Source organism: Kothea flammea (assembly GCF_052161645.1).
Classification (GTDB): Bacteria; Planctomycetota; Planctomycetia; order Pirellulales; family Pirellulaceae; genus Laterigemmans.
The window spans coordinates 7,780,452-7,805,163 of the sequence record NZ_CP197414.1; the positions used below are offsets into that span (position 1 = coordinate 7,780,452).

The 24,712-nt window shown below is 55.7% G+C and carries 18 protein-coding genes and 1 tRNA gene; 13 read left to right on the forward strand and 6 right to left on the reverse strand.

From position 1 onward, the window contains the following. Positions 1-20 precede the first annotated feature (20 nt). The 4 genes from SH139x_RS29030 to SH139x_RS29045 all read right to left on the reverse strand — a co-directional run bounded on the left by SH139x_RS29030 (position 21) and on the right by SH139x_RS29045 (position 6,254). Positions 21-1,151 (reverse strand): WD40 repeat domain-containing protein, encoded by a 1,131-nt coding sequence (locus SH139x_RS29030; protein WP_488353206.1) that lies wholly within the window; start codon positions 1,149-1,151, stop codon positions 21-23. Beyond that, a complete protein-coding gene (locus SH139x_RS29035) occupies positions 1,148-2,491 on the reverse strand; it encodes a DUF1501 domain-containing protein (protein ID WP_488353207.1) in 1,344 nt (447 codons plus the stop codon). Before SH139x_RS29035 ends, SH139x_RS29030 begins: the two co-directional genes overlap by 4 nt. A 5-nt stretch (positions 2,492-2,496) precedes the next feature. Continuing rightward, on the reverse strand, positions 2,497-4,548 hold the full coding sequence (locus SH139x_RS29040) for a DUF1549 domain-containing protein (protein ID WP_488353208.1): 2,052 nt from the start codon (positions 4,546-4,548) through the stop codon (positions 2,497-2,499). Positions 4,549-4,799: 251 nt separating this feature from the next. Continuing rightward, positions 4,800-6,254 carry a N,N-dimethylformamidase beta subunit family domain-containing protein gene (locus SH139x_RS29045; protein WP_488353209.1) on the reverse strand — a complete coding sequence of 485 codons (1,455 nt, stop codon included), beginning with the start codon at positions 6,252-6,254 and terminating at the stop codon, positions 4,800-4,802. Positions 6,255-6,337: 83 nt separating this feature from the next. On the opposite strand from SH139x_RS29045, the gene SH139x_RS29050 reads away from it, so the two are divergent. Next, positions 6,338-7,900, forward strand: coding sequence for a N,N-dimethylformamidase beta subunit family domain-containing protein (locus SH139x_RS29050; RefSeq protein ID WP_488353210.1), 1,563 nt, complete (start codon positions 6,338-6,340; stop codon positions 7,898-7,900). A gap of 6 nt (positions 7,901-7,906) precedes the next feature. Here the strand turns inward: SH139x_RS29050 and SH139x_RS29055 are convergent, their stop codons facing one another. Further along, positions 7,907-9,067, reverse strand: a complete 1,161-nt coding sequence (locus tag SH139x_RS29055) for an aldose 1-epimerase family protein (RefSeq protein WP_488353211.1) — start codon at positions 9,065-9,067, stop codon at positions 7,907-7,909. Between the two features lie 185 nt (positions 9,068-9,252). Here SH139x_RS29055 and SH139x_RS29060 point away from each other — a divergent pair, with 185 nt between their 5' ends. The 11 genes from SH139x_RS29060 to SH139x_RS29110 all read left to right on the forward strand — a co-directional run bounded on the left by SH139x_RS29060 (position 9,253) and on the right by SH139x_RS29110 (position 21,562). Beyond that, on the forward strand, positions 9,253-10,509 hold the full coding sequence (locus SH139x_RS29060) for a hypothetical protein (protein WP_488353212.1): 1,257 nt from the start codon (positions 9,253-9,255) through the stop codon (positions 10,507-10,509). A 95-nt stretch (positions 10,510-10,604) separates the two neighbouring features. Further along, complete coding sequence (locus SH139x_RS29065; protein ID WP_488356123.1) at positions 10,605-11,654, forward strand: sugar phosphate isomerase/epimerase family protein; 1,050 nt, start codon at positions 10,605-10,607, stop codon at positions 11,652-11,654. Positions 11,655-11,824: 170 nt separating this feature from the next. Beyond that, complete coding sequence (locus SH139x_RS29070; RefSeq protein ID WP_488353213.1) at positions 11,825-12,955, forward strand: Gfo/Idh/MocA family protein; 1,131 nt, start codon at positions 11,825-11,827, stop codon at positions 12,953-12,955. Between the two features lie 367 nt (positions 12,956-13,322). Then, entirely contained in the window at positions 13,323-13,790 is a 468-nt protein-coding gene (locus SH139x_RS29075; protein ID WP_488356124.1) for an EVE domain-containing protein, read from the forward strand. 138 nt (positions 13,791-13,928) lie between these two features. Then, positions 13,929-14,489, forward strand: a complete 561-nt coding sequence (locus SH139x_RS29080; protein ID WP_488353214.1) for a hypothetical protein — start codon at positions 13,929-13,931, stop codon at positions 14,487-14,489. A 110-nt stretch (positions 14,490-14,599) separates the two neighbouring features. After that, a tRNA-Leu gene (locus SH139x_RS29085) sits at positions 14,600-14,683 on the forward strand. Positions 14,684-15,193: 510 nt separating this feature from the next. Beyond that, positions 15,194-16,276 carry an SEC-C metal-binding domain-containing protein gene (locus SH139x_RS29090; protein ID WP_488353215.1) on the forward strand — a complete coding sequence of 361 codons (1,083 nt, stop codon included), beginning with the start codon at positions 15,194-15,196 and terminating at the stop codon, positions 16,274-16,276. A 520-nt stretch (positions 16,277-16,796) separates the two neighbouring features. After that, positions 16,797-17,807, forward strand: a complete 1,011-nt coding sequence (locus SH139x_RS29095; RefSeq protein ID WP_488353216.1) for a metal ABC transporter solute-binding protein, Zn/Mn family — start codon at positions 16,797-16,799, stop codon at positions 17,805-17,807. Positions 17,808-17,853: 46 nt separating this feature from the next. Continuing rightward, complete coding sequence (locus SH139x_RS29100) at positions 17,854-18,654, forward strand: metal ABC transporter ATP-binding protein (RefSeq protein WP_488353217.1); 801 nt, start codon at positions 17,854-17,856, stop codon at positions 18,652-18,654. Then, the gene (locus SH139x_RS29105) at positions 18,651-20,207 is read left to right on the forward strand and encodes a metal ABC transporter permease (RefSeq protein WP_488353218.1); all 1,557 of its coding nucleotides are present in this window, start codon (positions 18,651-18,653) and stop codon (positions 20,205-20,207) included. Before SH139x_RS29100 ends, SH139x_RS29105 begins: the two co-directional genes overlap by 4 nt. Continuing rightward, entirely contained in the window at positions 20,207-21,562 is a 1,356-nt protein-coding gene (locus SH139x_RS29110) for a metal ABC transporter permease (protein WP_488356125.1), read from the forward strand. The genes SH139x_RS29105 and SH139x_RS29110 overlap by 1 nt, the downstream gene beginning before the upstream one ends. 45 nt (positions 21,563-21,607) lie before the next feature. Here SH139x_RS29110 and SH139x_RS29115 read toward each other — a convergent pair whose 3' ends face one another. Further along, the gene (locus SH139x_RS29115; RefSeq protein ID WP_488353219.1) at positions 21,608-22,894 is read right to left on the reverse strand and encodes an alkaline phosphatase family protein; all 1,287 of its coding nucleotides are present in this window, start codon (positions 22,892-22,894) and stop codon (positions 21,608-21,610) included. Between the two features lie 94 nt (positions 22,895-22,988). Between SH139x_RS29115 and SH139x_RS29120 the strand changes: the two genes are divergently transcribed. Continuing rightward, a complete protein-coding gene (locus SH139x_RS29120) occupies positions 22,989-24,653 on the forward strand; it encodes a serine hydrolase (protein ID WP_488353220.1) in 1,665 nt (554 codons plus the stop codon). The last annotated feature ends 59 nt before the right edge of the window (positions 24,654-24,712 follow it).

Below are 24,712 nucleotides of genomic sequence, written 5' to 3' on the forward strand. Positions count from 1 at the left end.
TTGTCCAACAGGCAAGGCCCTCACACACGCCACACCTGATAGCGATCGATCACGCCATACTCGGGCCATTTTCCTTCCTTCGGTCCGGGCTGGTTCTTCATCCCGGCCAAATACAGGTAACTGCCGTCAGCCGAAAAACTGGCTGCGGTGATGCGGGCTTCGGTCTTGAGAAAACCAATTCGCTGACCATCATCGACTGCGAATAAACCGGCGTTCCAATCACCGCCGCGCAACCGTCCCGCCATCACAAACCACTCGCCCCCCGGATGCATCACCAGCGACTCCATTAATCCTTCGCCAGCTTGATCCTTGATCGTTTCCGCCAGCTTGGTCGGTGGATCCGCCCGCCAATCAAAACGCTGCCACAGCTGCCGCCCGTTGCCAGCCATTGGATCCCGCATCTCTCCCATGCCGGCGACATATAAGGAATTCCCGTCGGGGGCAAAACATATCGCGTGAATGCCACCAATATAACAGTGGCTCTTGATAATGCCCCAACTGGTGAAATCGGGTGTCCGCCAAGCTGCCACGCGATTCCCTGATGCCAAGTCCCAAACTCCCACATCGCCCATCAAGTTACCTGCTGCCAAGTATCGTCCCGTGGGATCAAAACTGACCGCCTGAACCGACGGCAGCAACGCAAAAGCATGCCGCAGTCCACCATCAGCAACAGCAAACACTTTCACCGTCGCTTCGTGACTTGCGCGCGGTGCATAGCGTTCATCACCAGCCAAATATTGTCCTGTCACCGAAGCCACCAAACTCTGGTCGGGGCTAACCGCCATTTTCCAGGACCAGAAATCGTGAGCGGCGATTGTTCGTTCGACTGCGGCCGGTTGACTATCTGGCTGACTAGCTAATTGCACCGGTCCCGCGCCCTCAAGTCGATGAATTTGCAAATTACCGTCGTAGCCAGCCGACACCAACCGCCGCCCCTGATCAACCACCCCCACGCCGGCAACCCAACTCGCGTGCCCACCGATCTTTTCCGCTTGCTTGCCGTCAGCTCCCACGCGGTACAGCCCATCGTGACAAGCCGCAAACAACTGCGTCCCATCCACCGAGACGGCGATGTCCATCACGCCAGTCGGAAGCGTGATCCGATTCACTTGCTTGGTTTCGATCTGCTGCGTCGTTTCAGTGTTCATCATGCGAAAAGTTCGGTAATGGGTTGGGCAGATCTCTCCACGCGATGAAACGTCGGCAGCCCAGGTAAATCATAAGTGGTATGTGGATCGATGCCCAACGCGGTAAATATCGTGGCGAATAATTGACGCTGGTCGACAGGCTGCTCGGCAACTTGAATACCATCTTCATCAGTGCTGCCGTAAACCGTCCCCCCGCGAATACCGCAACCGGCCATCGCCAAACTCCACGCCGTGGGATAATGATCCCGGCCACGAGCTTGGTTTAACCACGGAGTGCGACCAAATTCTCCCATCACTAACACCAACGTGTCATCCAACATGCCACGCGTTTCCAAATCAGTGATCAATTCATAAACCACTTGATCCATTTCGGGAACCAACATCTGATGGATTTCGTGGTTCAGCACATGACAGTCCCAAGGCATGCCGTTGGCGACCATCACAAACGTCGAGCCGTGTTCCACCAAATGCCGAGCCAACAGCGTGTGCAATCCAAACGTTCCCGGTCCGTACCGATCGCGATCCGCCTGCGGCAAACGATCGAGATCAAACAAATGAGCGGCACTCATCAAGCCCCGCACCCGTTCAAAAGCCGTGTTATAAGAATCAGCCGAGGCGGCCCGTCGCTGATTGGTAAATTGTCGACTAAGAAAAGCCCTCAAGCCCTCTCTTTCTTGATGATCGAGGTCGGATAAATTTTCCGGAGGGCGGATGTTATCAAGCCCATACTCCCCGCCGAATCGCACGGGCCCATATTCGGAGCCTAACCAACCTGGCCAGTCGGCCGCCTTAAATCCCTTGAATTCGTTACCCTCCGGACAAGGATCGAGCAGCACAAAGTTGGGCACGGGGCTCTCCAGGTCGCCCAACTGCTGGGCCACCACCGAGCCGAGAATCGGCCGCGTAAACGGCGGTCGCGGACCATCGCCGCGGGTCAACATATCGATCGCTTGAAAGTGTTCCGATGGCTCGGTGCTCATCGAGCGAATCACGGCCAGCTTGTCCATGATCGTGGCGCAGCGGGGCATCAGTTCGCTGATTTGCACACCGGGCAACGAAGTCTTTGTCACTCCAAAGGGTCCGCTCGACGGCCGTCCCGGCTTCGGATCCCAAGTCTCGAACTGACTGGGAGCACCACACAACCACAGCAGAATGCAACGCTTGCCCCGCCGCTGCACGGTTTCCGCGAAGGCCGGTACGTTGAACAAACTCTGAAAACTGGCAACCGACGCCGCACCCGCCATGCTCCCTTGCAAAAATAGCCGGCGATGCAACCGGTGGTCCGGGCTCCCGCAGTTCTGGATGCCACGCGATCGATGGCCAGAAGGTTTTGGTCGTTGCATAGTGATTAATGATTAAAGCGGAATTCTGCGCTGGTCAACAACGCCCACAACATTTGATCGATGCCACGTTGCGGCTGCCGTTGCCGAGCACGCAGGTACTCGCGACACCGACTCGCCTCCTCCGCCTTGGGCAGCCGCCCCAAAACCCTGAGAAAAGCCTCCTCAACAATTTCGGACACGTGCGGCTTGGCTAACAACTCAGCGACGGTCTGCGATTTCTCGGGACCCATTTGCCCGTGAATCTCCGCGCCATTAGTCAATAACAAGGACTGCCTCAAATCGGCAATGCTAGCCTCCGGCAACACATCGGGAAACGCTTGACGAAACGCCGCGTACTGCTCTGGCGATTCTGCGGACTTGGGCGGCTCACCCCCCAGGGCCACGATCATCGAACGGTAAAGCGCCTCGGCGGTCAGCGGTTTGATCGTCGCTCGGCTGAACAATGCCGGATCGGCAAACGCATCTCCCCGCGAATCCAATTGGTAAACGTTGCTCATCGCCAGCTCGCGCAACAACCGCCGCACATTATAACCATGCCGCCGGAAGTCATCGGTCAGCCAAGCTAACAACTGGGGATGACTGGGAGGATGCACGCTATCGAGCATATCAACCGGATGCACCAAACCACGCCCCATCATTAACGCCCACAACCGATTCACCATCGCCCGCGCGACCAACGGATGCTCCGCAGCGATTTGTTCCACAAAAGCTTCGCGGCGGGAAAACAGCGGCACTTTGGGAGTTTCTTCGCCGCCCTGTGGCCGATACAGCTCGTCACTTTCCGCTTGCTGTTCCCCATCGGCCGGACGCGCCTCATCGACAGCCCTTGACTGCAAAAAGACCAAAGTATTGGGCTGACTTTCACCCTGCAAATTAGTAAACATGGAAAACCCGCCCACCGCCGACTCGGCCAGCCGCGGACCAACGCTGGTTTCCACATTCTTGCTGCGACTGTAGAAAGCCACCAAACCCCAATAATGCGACTGCTTAATTTCCTCGGCCAATGGATGGTCATGACACTGGGCACATTGAATCTGTAACCCAAACACTCCGCGTGAGATCGCTTCGGCAATCTCCTGGTGGGCATTATTGCGTTCGTAAAGATACCACACCGCGCCCCGATCTTGCTCCGTGGTGGGGCGGGCCAATAAGATTTGCCGAATCACTTGGTCCCAGGGACGATTCTCAGTAAACGCGGTAATTAAAAATTGGTTCCAAGCGTGCTGCTGACGACGCTTCATCGCCTGCATCCCGCCACGTCCCATCAGCACCGCATCAAAAACTTCCGCCAAATAACGACCATGCTCGGGCGATTCCAATAATTGATCAATTAAAAAAGTGCGCTTGCGACTATCAGTTAGTCGCAAAAAATCAGCCCGCTCCGGCAACGTGGGAACCCGCCCTAAGAGGTCTAAATAAATTCGCCGCACAAACGTTTCATCGTCGCACAACTTTGCCGGCATGGGCGGTTTTTCAGCGCGACTCCAGCCCGCTTCGATCGCCATTTCAATGACAATTCGCGGCGAAACCTCTTGCGGATAACCGGGCGATTGCTCGGCCGACAAAGCAACCGGTCGAGCGGCCAACTCCAACAACAAATCACGATCGCTCGCCGCGACTTGCTCAACCCACCGCGTCAGTTGGGTCAGCATTTCCGGTTGCAACTGGCCCTCGGGAGGCATCTGAGGCTCACCCTCGGGTTGCAACACCCGCAGCAACAAACTCTCCGCCGGATGCTCCAGATCAATCGTCTCGCCCCGGTCGCCGCCACCCAGCAGCGCTGCCAACGAGCGGACACTCAATTCGCCAGACTGCTTGGCCGGTCCATGACAATCACCACATTCCGTCAACAGCATCGGGCCAATGCTCTGGCGCCAATCAGCGAGCACGCTCTCCGCACGCTCCAGCACAGCTTGCTGATCTTGCGCTGCCTGCTGGTCTTGATGCTGGGGTGATTCACCCATCGCCTGGTCGACTGCCAGCACTGAAACCAATACCGTGAGCAGCCCGATCAAAAATCGGCGCGTGGCTGTCCTGCGGGGAGCGGACTGGGACATGGGAATGCGGTGTTTAGGCGGGATGGTTCTTGCAGACACCTTGCTCGTCACAGTCGGTCTGACCGCTCCCAGGTGTGCCGCGGCAAGTTGGTAGGGAGGCGATTCTCCCCTATCGCTCATATTAACGGGCACTTCCTCGCGATACAAGCTTTTAGGTGCCGGCCGAAACGGGGCCTGCTAATCCAAGTCCGCACAGACAACCACATTCAGACGGCCCACATTCAGACGGCCCACAATCAAGCGGCTCATCATCAATCGACAACTTCGTCGCTCCGCTGTGCCAGACGATCCAACACGTTGCGCGTGATCTGCATCACCGTGGGATCGCCACCGCGTAGCCCATGCGCCCAATCGGTCGTGCCAGCGGTCACAACCGTGCCTCCGCTTGGTCCATTTTGATAAACTCCCAAGACAGCCGCACCGACGCGATCTTTGGGAAACTGGTCATACCACCAACTATCGTCCGGAGCCCACTTGGCAGGACAGGTAGCCAACACCTGGAACGATTCGGGAGTGCCATCACGATGCGTGGGAAAGGGCTTGCCATCAATCCATTGCAATTCACAGCCATCACACTCATAACCAACAATCGTATCTTTTCCACCGAACTGGTCACCATCTTTCAGGTCGGTGCCGGCAAACAACCAATGGTCGGGCCGATGTACTTTAAAGGCGGCGGGGCCATCCATAAATTGCCCGTGGCTGCGATGATAGCCACCCCACAAAAAACCAACCCCCGTGAGCTGGTTCTCGGGCCGCTGGACCAGGTGATGGCTCCACAGCGTACTAAGCAAGCGATGATCACCGCGACGAAATAACGGATCGCCATTGACCCACTGTTTCCAGCAAGTCAACGCCCGCCCATCAGCTTCGCTGCGAACCTGCCAACAGCACGTGTTGCCACTAAAAAACCCCACATTTCCGCCTTCCCTAATGAACGCTTCTAAATGATCGCGCATCGGCGACGACCAATATTCATCATGCCCGACGCTCAATACCAAGTTATACGCCTTGAGCATTTCAGGATGAAACTCAAGGTCGCTGTTCACGGCGTAGTCGAGCACATACCCGTTGCTCTCCGCCCACTGCACGAAAGGCAATTCCCAGTTCTCAAACTGTGACTGCAAAGGCCGATCAAAAGAAACGCGATGCCCCTGCAGACCGTCACGATCATGGTAGCTGTAGAGGCTGTGTCCGCCCCAATTTGTATAAGCGTTATACGTGTTGGTGGAGAGTTGCAATAAGATTCGCGTGTTGGCTCCCGGCACGGCGGCACGAACCACAAACAAGATCGTCCCGGTGGCTGTTCGGTCTTGGTCACCAGTGGCGAGCTTCGCTCGGTAACAACCGCTTTTCCAATCCGCTGGCACCGTGAGTGTCAAAGTACCCGGCCACCCACAGCCTTGCGATGAGGCCCGAGCGGGAATCGGATGCATGTTTCCGGAAATATTCTCCTTTACGTAAACCTGTTCATTCGTTGTCCCCAGCCGTTCAATCCGTAGCGAAAAAACTGGCTCGCTGGTCGAGACATGGAAAGTCACATCCTCGCCTGGCTGGACACTCAGTTGCCCGGCGTAACCTTGCACAAATGGAGCTGGCGGCTGAACTTGCTCTGCGGCAACTCGCGGGCTTGCTGAGCAACTCCAGAAAAAGGCCGCGCAGAAAACCGGCAGCAATCGCCGGCTGGTTCTCGTATGATATCGCATAACAATGAATCGTTTACAAACAGGAGCGAGTGATCTATCCAGGGCCGACATTCTAACACCTTGACAAAGACAGGTTATCGCGGATGCGCAATAAAAATCCTAATCAATCCGGACGTCGCCGATTCATGCAAAGCGGCTTGGCGGCAACCTCGCTAGCGATGGCCAACCAATCTGCCAGCGGGGCATCGTTATTTGGGGACGCCCCCATTCAGGCTGAAAAAACCGACAATCCGATAATTGTCGAGAACCAATTGACTGGCGCCGATGACTGGCAACTGACGCGAGTTCGCGTCGACGGCGAGGGCTTTCGATCCCCCTGGGTGGAAGGCTATTGTTCCCGGCAAAGCGTGCTGGCGGGGGAGACGATTGACATCATGGTGTCAACGAACCCGGCTCGCTCCGTGCGGTTAGAATTTTTTCGGCTGGGCTATTACGGCGGCAAAGGGGCCCGCTTGATGCATTCCATTGAACCGCTGAAAAGTTCCACTCAGCCGACCCCGCAACCGGGCGAGAAAAACATCCGTGCTTGCCAGTGGGAACCTTCACTGACTTTTACCGTACCTGAGGACTGGACCAGTGGAGTTTACTTGGCACGGCTGACAACGATCCCCCAGGGAAATGAGTCATACTGGCAAAGCTACGTGATCTTTGTTGTCCGCGACCAGCGGCCGGCAGACGTGCTGTTTCAAGTCAGTGACAATACGTGGCAAGCCTACAATCGCTGGCCAAATAACTATTCCGTCTACACCGACCCGCGGGGAACACAAGGTCCTTGGGCCGATGTCAGCTTTGATCGACCGTATGCGCGAGAAGCCCAATATATGGGTGTCGTCAATGATCCGAGAACGGTCGGTTCGGGAGAATTCCTGCCTTTTGAATTCCCCTTAGCTTACTGGCTGGAAGAACATGGTTATGATGTTAGCTATTGCTCAAATTCTGATATGTTGACGCCCGATCGCGGTTTAAAATGCAAAGCCTTTGTCAGCGTTGGGCATGATGAGTATTGGGACCTGCGGCAATATCGCTCGGTGGAAACGCTGCGCGACGCGGGTGTGAACTTGCTATTTTTCTGCGGCAACTCCGTTTGTTGGGTAACGCCTTTTCGTGCTAACGAGCTTGGTGTACCAAACCGCGTCATCTTTCGGGGCGGTCCCTACGGGGCTGACAACGCGTACGCGGTCGATCGCGAACGTGATCATGGCCCGTTCCCTTTTCGAGGACCCGATGAAGGTTTTTTGATGGGCGCGCGGAATGTCGAACCAGTCAATGGTGGCGGCGACTGGACGGTGTGCTTATCAGAGCATTGGATGTTTGACGGTACAGGAATGCAACGAGGCGATTCGATACCAGGGCTGGTCGGCTGGGAGTATCACGGCCAACCGGCCAACATTCCTGGTTTGGAGATCGTGGCCGGAGGCACCGCTTGGCAATCGGGAGTGAACCCTCAGCAGTGGACCGCCACAATATACCCAGGACCGCAAGGTAATTTTGTCTTCAACGCGGCCACTATTTTCTGGGCTCAAGGACTCAGCTCACCTCCCGGGCACGTGCTCCCCTGGTCACACTGGAGTCGACCACACGGGCCGGACCACCGCGTGCAACAAATGACTCATAACTTGTTCCAGCGAGCCTGCAACAAACACTGAGCCCACTCACTGACACCATGCGTCACGGGGCGACCAATCAACTTGCCCCGGCTCCACCGCGAGGGCGGCTAACTGTTCCGAAAATTTGCGCACTTGCTGATGTTGATTGAGCAAATGCAAAGACAAACGATAGGAGGTGGATTCGCCCGGCCCCAACGGAACAACGCGGTCGTGCGACTCCTCGAAGGAGCGGGTGTTAGGAAAATTGGTTGCCGGCTCCAGCCCCGTGACATAACCATCATGTTCGCCGCCCGTGTTCTTCCACTGGATAAAGTAGGGCAGGGAGGTCGTATCAAACCGCACACCAAGCCCGACCTGGCTTTGCTCGTCACGGAGCAATGCGCCCGACCAACCGGCTGCATCGCTTTGCAGCTGCATCAAGTAAACCTGCTCGGCAAAGCCGGCCTCGGGAGCTTCGTAGCGATCAAAATGCTCGATGCCTTCGGTAGCACGCGATGTTTTGGGAACGACTTGAGCAAACGGAGCGACTAAGCGAGCCCCCGGCCCCAAAATCGGCGCACCCACGTTGATGTGATAGAGCATCTGGTGGCTGGCGACACCATCCGCGTGGTTCGTAACACGGTCTTCGATGTGGATCGCATTTCCGTCAACCTGCAACCGAATCGTCGAGGTTAAGGTCCAGTTGGCAAAAAATAATCGCGACTCGCGGACCACGCCGGTGACTTCTAAAATCCCTTGGTCTCTGTCAATGGAGACGGTCAAAGATTCCGCGGGGGTGTTTGCGATTCGCCCGTGAAGGGGGTGTTTCAGGCGATTCTGCTCGTCGAACTCGGGGGCTCCGTTACTCTCCAGCCCGCATCGCACCAACAATTCATTGAACCCTGACAGCCACCCCAACCCGCTCGGCTCATCGATCGGAACCAACGCCGGGTGCACGGGACTGGGCACTGGCGATTGCCAACCAAAATGGGTTTCCCCCGCCCGAGCTTGCCAAATTCCCATGCCCCGAGTCGGTATAATGGTCAGCCCAGCTTGGTTGCCGGCGACTGTTAGCAGTTCTACCCCCCGTGAAGGTCCAGAACCAAGGGTCTGCAGCGAACATTTGAACACACCCCCGTTGACCGGAATCTGCTCCGGCAGCACCCGCGCGGCTGTGGGCTCGAAAGATTGGGAATGGGGTCGGTAAAGTTCAAAAACCTCGTTCATCGGTCACAGCCTCCAGGGTGGAATTTGGTAAGCTCTCTGCCAGCGGGCGGCAAACATCCCGCCCTTAATGTGACTTATGGGCTGTAACTTGTAACCGCTCGGCGAAGCGAATAAAACAACGCCACCGAATTTTTGCTGCTCACGACTTCATTTAACCCCCACAGACTTCCACAGGATTGATCCCCATGCCGCAAGTTTCGCTCGACGAAGGTCTCATCAAGTCGGATTCGGTCGCCGCCGTACTCGAGTCGGCTTTGGACGCTGGTGGAGGCCTGCTGCGGTTAACTCCCACTTGGGTGCCGCGATCTTTTCTGCACCCGGGACGACGGATCAAGCTGCATCCCAACGATTACTATCGCTTTGGCGCTGACCGTGGTGGCATTGATGAGCGTTGGTTTGGCAGCACAACCGAAGCGGCCAACGAGGGACGGGTTTGGCACGAGGGACTGAGCTTTTGCCTGTTTGAGGGCAAGAAATTCTTGCTCAAGGATGCCGTCGCCGAAGCTGGCCAGCGCCTGATCGGAGGTGAAATGTTCTCCAAATACAACCGTTGGCCGGTCTACAGCAAGTTCTTTGACAACATGGGCCCGATCCCGCACCACATGCACCAGAGCTTTGAAGATGCCGCCCTGGTGGGTCAAGAAGGCAAGCCGGAGAGTTATTACTTTCCACCCCAGCTGAACAACGTTGATAACAATTTCGCTTACACGTTCATGGGCTTGGAACCTGGTACGACCAAAGAGGATGTGCGGCGTTGCTTAGAGAACTGGAACGCGGGCGACAACGGGATGCTCGACCTGTCGCGCGCCTATCGCTTGAAGCGAGGCACCGGCTGGTTGATCCCACCCGGCGTGCTGCATGCCCCGGGAAGTCTTTGCACGTACGAACCCCAATGGGGCAGCGACGTATTTGGAATGTTCCAATCGATCGTGGAAGGACGCTATGTTCCTTGGTCGCTGTTGGTCAAAGACATGCCTCCCGAAAAACATCAAGACTTAGACTTTATCGTCGGCCAGCTTGATTGGGAGAAAAACATTGACACCCATTTCAAACAAGCCAACTATCTCGAACCGATCCGCGACGAAGCAAAGAGCGGCGAGGGTTATGAAGATCTCTGGATCGTGTACGGCACCGTCGACAACCAACAGTTATTCAGCGCTAAGGAATTAACCTTGCAACCGGGTGCCAAGTGTGTGCTGCAAGATCCCGGTGCGAGCAGCTGGATCACGGTTCAAGGCAGTGGTCGGATCGGTAAGCTGAACTTGCAAACGCCCGCCATGATTCGCTTTGGTGCCAACACCGAAGATGAAGTTTTCATCAGCCACGAAGCGGCTGTGGCGGGTGTTGAAATCGAGAACACGGGGAGCGAACCGCTCGTTGGCCTCCGCTACTTTGGACCCGATACGCATGGTAATTTACCAGCACCGTCCGTGACCTCCTAAGCGATGGGCATTCCCAATCGGTTAGTAACTGATGATCGGCTGGTAAACACCAACCGACACTCCCTCTCTTTCCCTCCTAGACAACACGGTACCTTATAATGTCTTCCGCGAATGCATTCCCAAAACTTCATAACGCAGCTTGGCCTGGTGTAGTTGGCAAAGGGGGCGAGGGTAATGACCCACCAATCGCATTGACAACCTTGCTGGACCTCACCGCCGCGGCTGAAGTCGACGGGCAGAAATTTGACGGCGTCGACATTTTCTTGTTCGATCCGCACGTGAACATCGATGCCAGCGATGAGGATTTAAGTAAGATTGCCGATGAGGTCCGCGCTCGCAATTTGGTCATCGGCTCGGTGGTGGCCCCGGTTTGGCCTCCCACCGGCGGAGGTCAAGCTTTGGGAGATGAAGCGGAGCAAGAAAAGTTTCTGACGCAAGTTCGCAAGGGCTGCCGGATCGCTAAAGTTTTTCGCGAATTGGGTATCCGGCCTTACGGCGTGGTGCGAATTGACACCGCCTCGTCACCGGCCGATTGGTCGGCCAACCCGAACTCGCAACAACGTATCGCCGACACCTTTAACAAAGCCTGCGATATCGCTGAGGAACATGGCGAGCGGCTGGCTGCCGAAGGAGAGATCTGCTGGGGTGGGATGCACTCGTGGCGCGTGATGGTGGACCTGCTGGAACGCGTCAACCGTCCGCAGACGCTGGGTTTCCAAGCCGACATGGCTCACACGCTGCTGTATTTGATGGGCTATAACGCGCCGCAAGACGCGATCCTGCCCGCCGACTTTGACTGGTCCGACACGACCGCCAAAGAACAAGCGTTGCGAGAGCTGACCGCCGCCTTGCGGCCCTGGACGATCGATTTCCACGTGGCTCAAAATGATGCCACCGTGTTTGGCAGCGGCAGCCACGACAAAACCGGACGACACTGTTTGCCCAACGATCCCAACGGCAAACTTGACATCGCCAAAGATGCCGGTTTTTGGCTGCGGGACGAACATGGGCAACTGACCAAAAAGTTTGAACACATCTGCTGGGACGGTTGCATGTTCCCCAACGACGTGATGATGAAGGCGGATACTTGGAACAGCATCTTGGCTGCCATGATCAGCGTTCGCGATGCCCACGGTTGGAACTAAGTCCGATAACCCACTGTCAGCTATTTGTGCTTATCCACTATTTGCCTATCCAACGACCAATGCCAGCTGCGGCAATCACCAAAGCGGCTAAGCAGTTTTCCGCCAGGCATTAAGTCTCCCGAGCTAGCCCCACCTCAATACTCTTACCTGCTAAAGGTGCAACAATCGCAATGAAAGATCTCAACATCGGCATGATTGGCTATGGATTCATGGGCAAAGCGCACACGAATGCCTACTGCCAAGCGCCCCGTTTCTTTCCCTCTGAATATCGCCCGGTCCTCAAAGCGCTCTGCGCACGCAACGCTGAGAAAGCGAAAAGCTTTGCGGATAACTGGGGATACGAGTCGATCGAAACCGATTGGCGGGAACTGCTCAAGCGAGACGACATCCATGCCATTGATATTTGCACGCCAAATAACTTGCATAAAGAAATTGCCGTGGAGGCAGCCAAAGCGGGCAAGATGATCCTCTGCGAAAAACCCTTGGCGATGGATGTGGCCGAAGGGGAAGTAATGTGCCAAGCAGTCGAGCAAGCCGGTGTGGCCAACATGGTGTGGTACAACTATCGTCGCGCACCCGCAGTCACACTCGCCAAGCAATTAATTGATGAAGGGCGCCTGGGCCGCATCTTTCACTACCGTGCATTCTTTCTACAAGACTGGACGATCAACGAAGATGTGCCGCAAGGGGGCGCGGCCACTTGGCGACTCGATGCCGAAGCGGCTGGCAGTGGTGTCACCGGCGACTTGCTGGCCCACTGCATCGATACCGCCATCTGGCTCAACGGTCCAATCCGCGATGTCACCGCCATGACCGAGACGTTCGTAAAAGAACGCATGCATGCCGAAACCGGCAAGAAAGAACCAGTCAACATCGATGATGCCTGTGCCTTTCTTTGTCACTTTGAAAACGGGTCGCTCGGACTGTTTGAGTCCACCCGCTATGCGCGAGGCCACAAGGCGCTCGATACTTTTGAAATCAACGGCGAGCATGCCTCGATAGCCTGGGATCTCCACGACCTGCACCGCTTGCAATACTTCGACTACAACGACGACTCGGTCGTTCGCGGTTGGCGGAATGTTCACGTCTCCGATGGAGACCAACCCTACATGGGCAATTGGTGGGTACCCGGACTGCAAATCGGTTACGAGCACACCTTCATTCACCAAGTCGCCGATTTCCTCAAAAGCCTAGAAACCGGCGAACCCATGCATCCCTCGTTCCGGGACGCCTTGGAAACCCAACGGGTTTGCGATGCGGTCCTGAAGAGTGGTAAGAACCGCAACTGGGAAAACGTCTAGCGTTCTGAGACAACTATCTGGCTGACCATCAGCCAAACCGATGTAAAAAGGACGCCAAAAGCTGCGTGCATAAGATCTGCGGACATCGTCGTTCACCCCGGGAAGGTCGAGGAAGTGTTGTCAAAAACATCATCCTTGACCGCCGTAATCGGGAGACCACGCTGCGAAAACCAATGGTTTGGCTTCCACCACGCAGTCGCTTGACGATCACGCAACTCGATTCCGTCGAGTCGTGAACTAACAGCATCGACCCGGCTGAAAGAAAACCTGAGATTTTCCTTTACTGTTCGATTGTATGAGCTAGCGAAACTATTCCGCCCTCACCGCGCACCACCAATCCGAGGCACAGAATTCTAATCCGATGGCGATCAAATACTGGCTCTTCAAGACCGAACCGGGCTCATACTCAATTGATAATCTGGCCAAGGAGAGTAACCAGACAACCTGCTGGGAGGGAGTCCGCAACTACCAAGCTCGCAATCTGTTACGGGATGAGGTCCAAGAGGGCGACCGGGTACTGTTCTACCACAGCGTCAAAAATCCAGCGATTGCTGGCACTGCGACGGTCGTCCGCGCTGCCTATCCCGATCATTTTGCTTGGGAACCGCGGAGCAAGTATTACGATGCCAAAGGTGATGCGGAGAACCCCCGCTGGTTCATGGTCGATATCAAGCTGGATCAGAAGTTTGAACAGCCATTGCCGTTATCCGAACTGAAAGAGATGGCTCCGCTACAAAAAATGGAACTGCTGCGAAAAGGAAGTCGGCTCAGCATCCAACCTGTTCGCAAAACAGAGTGGACAGCGATCCTCAAGCGAGCATCGGCGACCCCCTAAGATCACCCTTCCGAAATCGCTCTTGCTGCCAACCGCCGATACCACTTAGCCTGCGGCACATTTTCCGGCAACGATCAAACGTTCAGTTGCCGCAAAGTTTTGAGCAGTGGTCTTTTGACATATCCGGGGTGAAACAGAGTGGCACAAGCGAATGGGATGCGGAAACGGGAAATAGCCTACGGCTGGATGAAGCTAACCTACTGCGCCACCGCCGTGCTGGGTATCATCACCGGCTTTGTGATGCTGCTCGCACCGGCGAAGTTCGCTCGCAAATTTGTCGGCTTTCCATTTATGCTGCCCGAGCAGGACCCCATCATTTACGGAGCGCTAGCCAGTATTTGGTTGACCGTTGGTTTTTTGTGCGTGCTGGCCATTCGCGCCCCCCTCAAGTTCTTGCCAATCCTGGCGCTGCAGTTTGTCTACAAATCATGTTGGTTTCTGTTCATTTTCATCCCGCTGTTCGTGCGGAGCGATTTTCCCAATTGGGGCTGGGCTTCGGCGATCGGAAATGCAATCTGGATGGCGCTCGATTTGAAAAGCATTCCTTGGTGGTATCTATTCAGCACGGAGATGGAACCGCAATGCCTCAGCGCTAACGAGCCGAGCGACACCTCCGCGCCTCCAACCTCCAGCTTCGCCAGCTCCTTACCGCTGCCGGCAGGAGAATCCCGCAGCACCGGGGGCATTTTCCGCAGCTGAAACCGGCTTGCAAATTTAAGCTCCCTGAGTGATACTTGGGACGGCTGAGGAAAAACCGTGTGCAAACGCTGGTTTCCCAAGGCCAAGCAGCCTTCGTGTAACACGACTGCGCCGAAGTGGCGGAATTGGCAGACGCGCTGGATTCAAAATCCAGTGTCCGCAAGGACGTGTGGGTTCGAGTCCCACCTTCGGTACTTTCTACGATCTTCACCAGCCGCAGATAGCACGCAAAACCGGGCTTTTCCGAGGCTTTTGTGTTCTCCGACCGAACCCTTGCGGCGTCTTGATTGCCACTGAGTGGGACGGAACTCGGGGTATTTCTGCCGGTCTCCCACGGGCGCCATTGGCTACCGCTCGGGCAAAAGGATAATTCCATCGTCATCGCATTTCGCACCGTCGCGATGGGTGCCGAATTGCCAAGCCATGAGTCCACATCCTTGATTGGGTGGAGCGAGCTCAATTCCGTCACGACCGAGCATCCTTTGCGACGCTAAGTCCGCCGCGACGACGACGCTAGAATTGCATACTGATTTAGGCGAGTTCCAAATGGCCAATCCAAGGTGCCGGCCTCTTTGCTGCGGGCCATCTGAATCCCTGTAACGGCGGTGGACCATCGTCACCGCAGTAGGATCCGTCAAATGAGAAGTACTAGCGTCTAAGGAATCTAAAGTTTTTGTTGATCGCTACCCATAAAGAACTGTCCCATGCAACCAATCGGCCGGAACGAGAAGTGCCCCTGCGGAAGCGGAAAAAAATACAAACAATGCTGCTTAAAGAAAGACGTTAATTTTGTGGAAGATGAAGCCGGCACAATTCGCCGCTCCATTCCGATGTCAGATGAAGTTGACGAGTTGCTACGGAATCGCATCGACGAATTGCCTGACGAACTGGGACGTGAACTGCGTCCGAATGATCTGTTGTTTCCAGGCCACTCGGAACACACCGAGCATTTCATGGTCGAAGCGATGAAAGCGGCAGGCGTCGATCCAGCGATGATCCACGCTTTTGAAGAAACCGGATTGTTTGTCTCTGAAGAAAACAGGGACCAGATAAGTGATCAAGACTTTGCCGAGTGGGAAGCCGCGGTTCAAAGCTATCGAAGTAAACATTCACCGTCTCCATGGAACTTTCCAATCGGAACCGTTGCGCTCTATGGCCCCGACGACAAAACGACGACCAAGATCGTCGCTTCCGTGATTCAGTCCGAGGACAGCGAACCGATACTGGAGCGTTATGTAGGAATTAATGTCAAAGACGACCCAGCCGTCATCGCGAAAATCACAGCGTTTTTCAAAGAACACAATGTCACGCGAGTTGCAGCCACCGATGAAAACATGGGTTGCCCACACGAGGAAGGCGAGGACTTTCCCATTGGCGAAGACTGTCCGTTTTGCCCATTCTGGAAGGGCAAACAGGGTTCCGCTGCCGCAATGCACGACCAAAAGCCAATGCCCGAGGAGGCTCAGATGATGATGCAATTAATGCAGAATATGGATCCCGACGGCTTCGAAGAAATCGTGAATCTCATCGAACAATGCGACGAAGAAGACGATTTCGTCAATATGATCATGGTTGGGCGATGCCCGAATTGCGATAGCGAATCAACACGAGACTGCGAAGACGATCCCGAAATCGACGATGCGACCATTGGACGCTGTGATGACTGCGGCCACCTTTGGTGCTGCGATTGCAATGAGACATTCGAGGAATCGAAGTCCGCCGCCGCTCATAATTGCCCAGCTTGGCAAGAGTTCGACGAAATCGACGATCCAGACGAGCCGTTCTAGCGTGGCTTTTGGGCGAGCTCACGCTGGGAATGTCCCCAGCATACCAGGGTCTACGACTCGGGGTTCAGGCTGAGCGCAAGCGTTACGCACCTACCTCAACAGACCGCGGGCAAGAAAAGTGCAGGAATACATTTCCCTGCCCACATTTTCGTACCAAATCTTTGAGGGTGTGGGCTCCAGTCAACGCGGTGAGCCCTCGCGGTTGCAGCTATGATTCCTTCAACAAGAAACGCTTTGCATTAAACCTGGGGAGATGTCCGGTGAACTGGATGCGTGGTGTACGCCGCATCGAATCACCCCCAAACAACAATGGGACACCAACAAACAGCCAATCCGACCTCTCCCCAACACCGAACACAAAGCCCGACCCCGGCGAAGCCTTACCAAGCAACACTCACCAAAAGTAGCCGGGCCTTGGTTTTCCGTTTCCTTGTGGATAGAATGGCACTCACATTTGTAGCTTGTGCTACATTCTGGGCGTTTCGCCAGGACGAATCAGCGGCCTTATTGAATGACGGTAATGGGAAAAACCAGCGGGGGAGTGTGGACTAGTTTGGTAGTGGTGGTGCTGCTCATGGGTGGTTGCGGCCAGGGGGATTCTGGGCAGCGAGGTCCTGGGCCCCGCTCCGCCACGGCTACCATTCGCGCGGTCACCACGGTGGGGATGGTAGCCGACATCGTTTCAAACGTCGGTGCTTCGCGTGTCGAAACCATCCAACTGATGGGAGCCGGCGTCGATCCGCACCTTTACACGGCCAAGACCCATGAAGTCCGCATGCTGCAACAAGCCGACGTGATCTTTTACGCCGGCCTGATGCTCGAAGGCAAAATGGTGGACCGGCTGCTGCAAATCGGTCGCCAACGCCCCGTCTACGCCATCACCGAGGGAATTCCTCAAGATCAATTGCTGGAACCAGCCGACTTTGCCGGCCACTATGACCCCCACGCTTGGATGGATGTCAGCCTGTGGAGCCAAGGGGTGTCGACAGTCGTCGCAGGGCTAAGCGAACTGGCTCCCCAGTGGAAGGACGAGTTCACCGCCCGGGGGGCCGCGTATCAACAACGCCTCGAACAGCTCGATCGGTACGCGCGGACGACGCTGGCCACGATCCCCGAATCCAATCGGGTCTTGATCACGTCACATGACGCGTTCAACTATTTTGGCCGCGCGTACCAATTGGAGGTGTTGGGAATTCAAGGCCTGTCGACGGAGTCGGAAGCCGGCTTACAGCGAATCAACGATCTAGTATCGCTCCTGGTCGAGCGGCAAATTTCGGCGGTGTTTGTGGAGTCGAGCGTTTCCGATAAAAACATCCGCGCGCTCATTGACGGAGCGTTAGCCCGCGGGCATCAAGTTCGCCAAGGAGGCATTCTCTATTCCGATGCCATGGGCCCGAAAGATACGCCCGCGGGTAGCTACATCGGCATGATCGAACATAACGTCAATACTGTCACGGCGGCTTTGGGAGGACAAGTTCCCGCGGGAGGATTCGCCAGCTTCCAGGCTGGTGATGCAGCGGACTCCCAATGAATATTCTCACATATTATTGCCTAGCGGATAACGGTTGGTGCCACACATGATGAACCGAAACAATCTGGGCGGTTCGCCAGACGCCGACTGTCCATTATCGATTTATGATTTAACGGTGGCTTATCACCGCAAGCCTGTTCTATGGGACATTAGTATCGATTTCCCCGCCGGTCAATTGATCGGCGTGGTGGGTCCAAACGGGGCAGGGAAGAGCACTCTAATTAAAGCAGTCATGGACCTGCTGCCGAAGGCATCGGGCGATATCCGCGTCTTTGGCCAACCATACCGCGCCCAACGTGGCCGCGTCGGCTATGTGCCCCAACGAGAGAGTGTCGATTGGGATTTTCCCGTCAACGCGCTCGATGTCGTCGCCATGGGATTGTATGGCCAAATCGGCTGGTGCCTGCCGGTCCGTCGTAAACATCGACAATTAGCCGCCGAAGCGTTAGATCGAGTTGGTCTAGCAGATTTCGGCAAACGCCAGATCAGCCAATTGTCGGGTGGCCAACAACAACGCACGTTCCTGGCTCGCGCGCTGGTCCAGGATGCTGACTTATATCTGATGGATGAACCTTTCGCTGCGGTCGACGCGGCAACCGAACGAGCCATCATTGAGATTCTCAAGGAGATGAAGCAGCGTGGAAAAACGGTGTTGGTTATTCATCATGACTTGCAAACCGTTGCCGACTATTTTGATTACGTGGTGCTGTTAAATATGCGAGTGGTCGCTCATGGCCCAGTCGAAACCACTTTTCATCAGGACAACCTGCAAAAGACTTACGGAGGACGTTTGACGCTGTTAGAAGAAGCCACTGAGGCCATGCGTCGACGCGAGAAAACGCTATGAGATTGGCTGTCATTGCGATTGCTATCACAATTTGCGGCTCGGTGCTCTTGGTGCCTGATACTTGTGCAGGCTCAGAACTCAGCGAGGTGTGTCACCGCTTGACGATTTATCGACCCTCCTCGCTGTGGGCCCAGGGTCAGGCCATCGGTGGTCGCTCATTAACCGATCGCCGCATCGAATGGCCTTCCTGGGAAACGTGGTGGCGAGTCTTATCGCTGCGCGACTACAACACCCGCGTGGTAGTCATTGGCACCACGTTGTTAGGATTTGCGGCGGGCACCATTGGCAGTTTTACCCTCCTGCGACGACGCGCGCTGATGGGCGACGCGCTCAGCCACGCCACGCTGCCGGGAATCGGCATGGCGTTCATCCTTGCCCCCTTCTTTGGACTGCCGGGCAAATCGTTGCCCGTGCTGTTATTTGGTGCGGCCGTCACCGGCACGCTGGGGATGTTGGCAATCTTGCTGATCCGCAACCTTACGCGTTTAAAAGAAGACGCCGCTTTGGGGATCGTGTTAAGCGTTTTCTTTGGCGGCGGCGTGGCGATATTAGGAGTCATCCAACAGATGCCGGCTGGTCATTCGGCCGGGCTCGAAGCATTCATCTACGGCAAAACCGCATCGATGATTTCCTCGGACGCTTGGTTGATCGCGATCGCCGGCACGCTTTGCCAAATAACATGCGTGCTCTTTTATAAGGAATTAAAGCTCGTTTGTTTCGACGAAAGTTATGCCGGCTCTCGAGGTTTTCCAGTGGTTGCTCTGGATTTGTTATTGATGGTTCTGGTGACCATCGTGACGATCATCGGATTGCAAGCGGTGGGCCTGATTCTCATGATCGCTTTGTTGGTAATCCCAGCTGCGGCGGCGAGATTTTGGACCGAGCAAATGACATGGATGACGGTATTTGCCGCCTTGATTGGTGGCGGCAGCTGCTTGGTCGGAGCTGCCATGAGCGCCATTCTGCCCCGCTTGCCCTCGGGCGCCATGATCGTGTTAGTATCCGCCTTTGCGTTTGAAATCAGCATGTTCTTTGGAGTCTCGCGGGGAGTTCTCATTCGTGGCCATCGACGACGCCGTTTGAATCGCAAGATCGACCACCAGCATTTACTGCGGGGACTTTATGAGCATGCCGAGCGAGGCGACGAGCAACATCGCGATCAGCCGATTCCATGGCAAACCGTGTTGTCAATGCGAAGCTGGGGGAAGAATCGACTGACGCGTTGCCTGCGGCGGGCAGCCAAAGAGGGACTGGTCACGGTCGGGGCTGACCGTTCGCTACTGCTCACCCCGGCCGGTTTTGAGCGTGCGAGCCAGCTGGTCCATGAGCACCGCCTCTGGGAAATGTATTTGATCACCCACGCCGATGTGGCACCCTCCAAAGTCGACCGCGACGCGGATGCGATAGAACATGTGCTCGATCGCGAAATGATTGAGAAACTCGAAACCTTGTTGATGCGACGGCGAACGGTCGAAGGAGTGCCCGACGATCCACATGGTGCTTTCGCAAACGCCTCCGCGGAAAGTCCCAATCAAACGGAGCAACGGTCATGATGGGGGCAACCTTATTCTCGCTGCTCCCCTGTGGTTTGGTGCTGTCTTGGGACTTAGACGGCTGGATCGTACTCGCCGGCGTGCTTGCTGCGGTCTCGGCCGCCTTGGTGGGCAACTTTCTAGTGTTGCGAAAGATGAGCCTGCTGGGAGACGCAATTAGCCACGCCGTGCTTCCCGGGTTGGCGGTGGCTTTTTTGATCAGCGACAGTCGCAGCAGCCTGCCAATGTTCATTGGTGCCGTCATCGTCGGATTAGCCACTGCCGCTTTCACCGAATGGATTCGCCGGGTCGGTAGAGTCGATGAGGGCGCTTCGATGGGAGTCGTCTTTACTTCGCTGTTCGCCTTGGGGCTGGTGATGATTGTCCAAGCAGCCGACCACGTGGATCTCGATCCCGGCTGCGTGCTATATGGTGCTATCGAGTTGACACCACTCGACACGATCGCGCTGTGGGGACGCGACATTCCTCGCGTGGTGATTGTGCTGGGGACCGTTTCGCTGTTGAACCTATTGTTCGTCACGCTGTTCTTTAAAGAGTTAAAGCTGACTTCTTTTGATCCGGCCCTGGCTACCACGCTGGGTTTTCCCGCCTGGTTGATTCACTATCTGCTGATGACTCAAGTCGCGATCACGGCGGTGGCCAGCTTTGAGAGTGTGGGCAACATCTTGGTGGTGGCAATGCTGGTCGTTCCACCAGCCGCCGCTTATATGCTGACCGACCGCTTGGGTGTCATGATTCTGCTCAGCGCGCTGATCGGCAGCGCGGCGGCGGTCCTGGGGCATCTCTCGGCCTTGATCATCCCGGAGTGGTTTGGCTATCACAGCACCAGCACCGCCGGCATGATGGCCGTGATGACCGGAGTGCTATTCACGCTGGCGGCAACCTTTGGTCCACGGCATGGTATCCTGGTACGGATGGTCCGCCGCCAACTTTTGGCATGGAGAATTCTGCGTGAGGACATTGTCGGCCTGTTGTACCGATTAGCCGAGCGACAAGTGGACCAGAAAGCGAGTTTTACCTTAATCACACAACGCTTATTGGCGACTCGCTGGCAAACGCGAATCGCACTATTTTCTCTCCGCCGTGGTGGCCTAATTACTCACGGCACCAACGGTTATCGGTTAACTACCGCCGGCGTTTCCCGGGCCGAACAAGTGGTTCGCTCACATCGGCTGTGGGAGACTTATTTAGTCACCGAAGCAGGGATTCCGGACGAGCGCATTCACGATCATGCGGAGGTCTTGGAACACTTTACCGGAAACGAATTGAACCGCCGCCTCAGCGACGCGGCCGAGTCGCCCACCACCGATCCCCACGGCAGCCACATTCCTGGCAACGACGACAACCCCATCTGATTAGCAAGCTCAAGCAACAATCCAGAACGCCCGACCGCTCGCTTCTTATCCCTTCTTCTCGCCCAACAGACCTCGCACGTATTGCTTAAAGTCCCGCATGTCGGCTGGTGGATCCGGACCAACGATCAAGGGCCCGTCTTCGGGGGCGGTGTGGAGACCGTGACTGCCGCGAACCAATGTCGCATCAAGCGGGATCACATCCATCTTGTAACGCATGCCGATTTTCTTTTGCGCCAGTCGCAACATGGCTCGCGGCATCGACGTCAAAAATAACTCCGCTGGGTCGTATCCCGGCTTGCGATGAATATCGACGGTTCTGGCGTAATCGGGAGCGAGTTGGTCATCCAACCAAAAATAATAAGCAAACCAAGCATCCGGTTCTGCCAAAGCAACTAACTCGCCGCTCCGCGGATGCTCCAGCTCCAGTTCGGCCGGATCGACGACGCGGGCCACCCCTGGAATTTCCGCAACTCGCTGCCTCACCGACTCGACAAGCTCGGGGCGACGCACATAAATATGGGCCAACTGATGATCGACAACCGCAAAAGCGTCCGAGTCTCCCGGCATTAATTGTTCGCCAAATGGACCCTTGCGTACCGTTAACCAACCTGCTGATCGCAACTCGCGATTGAGATAAACCGGTTTGGAAACGGGGACCAAACCATATTCAGAAACCACGATCGGCAAGGCGCCAATCTCATTCGCCGCGTCGATGACCAACCCCGCGCACCGATCCACTTCGGCAACCACTTTCAAATCCGGATCGCTAAACCGCTGGAAGTCATAGTCAAGATGCGGCAGGTAAACCAGCGTCAACTCAGGCTGCTGTTGTCGCATCACCAATGCACTCGCCTGGGCAATCCAATGCGAACTGGCTAAACCCGACTTGGGCCCCCAAAAAGCGTGAAAAGGAAATGGCCCCAGCTGTTCCTGCAATTGGCAGCCGGTTTGATCCAAAATATCAAACGCTTTGGAACCATCGCATCCATAATGAGGTTTGGGTGTCGCACTCCATCGCACCGGGGCGTGTTGGTTGTACCACCAAAACATCTTTGCCGTAGATACACCTTCGTATAACTTTTCGCCTTGAACTAACGTGTTAGCTTGCTGCCAAAAACGAATCTCAGCGGTCTCGCGAAAATACCATCCGTTGGCCACGATGCCATGCTCACGCGGCGATAACCCAGTCAACATGGTCGCTTGACAGGTAGACGTGACAGCCGGCAGCGGACTGACCCAGGGCCGGGCGGTACCCAGCTGGGCAATTCGGGGAGCGTGCGGCAACAGCTTGGGCGTCAAGCCGACAACGTTGATGAGGCAAATTTTTGTCATGTGAATAGCTTGGCCTGCAAGGACACCTCGTGTCAACTTCCGACTAAGATGTTTTGAATCTAAACCGTGAGCATTTCCCTGGAGCAGAGCCGCAATGAAGTCCTTGGCGATTCTAATTTCTCTGGCGCTGATTTTACCGTCCGCTCCCGCCGCCATCGCACAGCAGGTCAACGCAGCGCAGCAGGTCAACGCAGCGCAGCAGGTCAACGCAGCGCAGCAAAGCGACACAGCACCGCAAGCTGCCGTGGCGGACGATTCGGCTAAGGCCGAATATAACAAGCTCACGCAAACACTCGACACGTTCATCGAAGAAACTCGCCAAGCGTGGCAAGTTCCCGGCTTGGCTGTGGCAATCGTAAAAGATGATCAAGTCCTGTTGGCCAAGGGATATGGGGTTCGCCAAGCTGGCAGCGAAGGGACCGTCGACGGAGATACCCTGTTCGCGATCGCGTCCAACAGCAAAGCGTTCACAGCCGCCGGCTTGGCGATCCTCGTCGATGAAGGGCAGATTCGCTGGGATGATCCAGTCAGCGATTACTTGCCTTGGCTGCGACTTCAAGACCAGTTGGCCACCAGCGAACTAACGATCCGCGATCTACTCTGCCATCGCAGCGGGCTGGGGACCTTCAGTGGCGATCTTGTCTGGTGGGGAACCGATTACTCTCCCCGCGAACTATTGAAACGTGCCCGCCATCTAAAACCGGCTTCGTCCTTTCGCTCCGAATATGGATATTCGAACTTGATGTTCGTCGCCGCCGGGCTGGTGATCGAAGAGGTCAGCGGCCAGAGCTGGGGAGCGTTCGTGAAACATCGCATCCTCGATCCCCTGGAGATGAATCGCACAATCACTTCGGTGCGCGACCTCGTCAGCCAAGGTAACTTTGCGTCACCTCATAAAACTTATCGGGATCACTCCCAGCCGATTGATTGGATGAACTGGGATACGATGGCGGCGGCCGGAGGGATCATCTCCAGCGCAAACGATATGTCTCAGTGGCTGCGTTTACAGTTGCGCCACGGTAGCTGGGAACAAGACCAGCGACTTTTCAGCGAACAGCAATCACGAACGATGTGGACCTCGCAAATGGCAATCCCCGTTTCTGCCGGCTACAGCAAACTCTACCCATCCACGCACTTTCGCGCCTACGGGCTGGGTTGGTCGATGTCAGATTATCTTGGCCGAAAACTGGTCGGACACGGAGGCGGATACGATGGGATGTATTCGCAAGTTTTGATGGTGCCGGAGGAGAATCTCGGCATCGTGGTGCTAACCAACAGCATGACCGGCATTTCGCCAGTCATCTCCTATCAGATCCTAGAAACATTTTTGTCAGGAACCGCCACCGCCGACCGCAGTGAGCAAGCACTGAAAAGTTTCTGGAATAGTCGCCAGCAATTTGAGCAGCGCATTATCGACGCCACCACGGTCGCTGTCGCCGACACAAAGCCCAGCCATCCGCTGGTCGATTACACCGGAACGTTTCGATCGTCCCTGTATGGCGATGTCAAAATTGAACAAGCAGATGAGGGACTCGTTTTGCGAATGGTTCCACACCATGACTTGGTCGCCGATCTAGAACATCTGCACTACAACACGTTTGTCATCCGCTGGAGAAAGGATTACGCCTGGTTTGGTGCTGGGACAGCCAACTTTATTGCCAATGCCAAGGCTAAAATCGTAAAAGTTGAACTCGATGTTCCGAACGACGATCTGTGGTTCTACGAACTGGAACTGCAACGCGCAGAACAGTCCGATTAACTGAGCCGCCAAGCCGATGCGCCTCACCATGGAAGTGCATCGAGGGGGAATCGATTAGG